The sequence below is a fragment of the Streptomyces sp. NPDC050287 genome (assembly GCF_044459385.1).
Taxonomy (GTDB): domain Bacteria; phylum Actinomycetota; class Actinomycetes; order Streptomycetales; family Streptomycetaceae; genus Streptomyces.
The window spans coordinates 1-1,038 of record NZ_JBITIY010000049.1 but is presented as its reverse complement, the minus strand read 5'-3'; the positions used below and the strand labels follow the sequence as shown (position 1 = coordinate 1,038).

Sequence of the window (1,038 nt, the reverse complement as noted above, 5' to 3'; positions counted from 1 at the left end):
TCCGCCACCTACGCCTACGAGTTCGCCTGGCGCTCCCACGCTCTGGACGAAGAGCTCGGTGCCACCCACGCGGTCGAGCTGCCCTTCGTCTTCGACCTCGCGGACCGGCCGGAGCTCATCGGCCCCAACGCCCTGCTCGGCCCCGACAAGCCCCCGGCGAACTTCGCCACCCGCGTCCACGAGACGTGGATCCGGTTCGCCAGGACCGGCGACCCCGGCTGGGACCCGTACGACACCGAACGCAGGGCCACCATGCGCATCGACGCGGAATGGACCCAGATCGACGACCCCCGCAGCCGGGAACGCCAGGCCTGGAACTGACCTCTCAGACCTGCATGGTCTGCTCACCCCTTCCCAAGGACACACCCATGACCAGAACCGTCATCACCACCGAGAACGCACCCTCCCTGCCGGCCCCGCTGTCCCAGGGCATCCGCAAGGGCCCCGTCCTGCAGGTCTCCGGGCAGCTCCCCTTCGACCCGGCCACCGGCGAAGTCGTCGGCACCACGGTCGCCGAACAGACGACCCAGACCCTGCGCAACGTCACCGCCGTACTCAAGGCCAGCGGCGCGGGACTGCAGGACGTCGTGATGCTCCGCGTGTACCTCACCGACCCCGCCCACCTGGCCGAGATGAACGAGGCGTACGCGGCGGCCGTCGGCGAGCCCTTCCCCGCCCGCACCACCGTCTACATGCAGCTTCCGCCGGGACTCCTCGTCGAGATCGACGCCCTGGCAGTGCTGGACGACTGATCAGGATGGCCGGTCGTCTGACGAGGGCGTGCACCAACCTGAGGGTTCCGCCGGCGCACCTGCTTGACGCCCTGTGCGCACTGGCCGGACGACCGGCACCTCCCCGCGGGGCTCACCCCGTACGTCTCATCCACGAGCGGGTGCTCCAGGCAGTGGGGTGGGTGCCACCAGGCGTGCTCGAGCCGGGCGATGTGTGCGCGGCCACATACGTGCGCGCGGGCCTCCTGAACGCCGAAATCCCGGCCCCGTCGGACACGGCCGTCCTCTGCATCCGGCGCACGGTCGA

General features: G+C 70.4%; 1 protein-coding gene and 1 pseudogene. Both read left to right on the top strand.

Features of this window, described 5'->3' with window-relative positions:
• Positions 1-321: pseudogene (locus tag ACIBK3_RS46785) on the top strand (carboxylesterase/lipase family protein); the annotation flags it as partial.
• A gap of 47 nt (positions 322-368) precedes the next feature.
• Complete coding sequence (locus ACIBK3_RS46780; protein WP_280909950.1) at positions 369-752, top strand: Rid family detoxifying hydrolase; 384 nt, start codon at positions 369-371, stop codon at positions 750-752.
• Positions 753-1,038: the final 286 nt, after the last annotated feature.

Bases quoted from the DNA above. Each gene is read 5' to 3' on its own strand.
- ACIBK3_RS46780 (WP_280909950.1), top strand. From the start codon at position 369: ATGACCAGAACCGTCATCACCACCGAGAACGCACCCTCCCTGCCGGCC.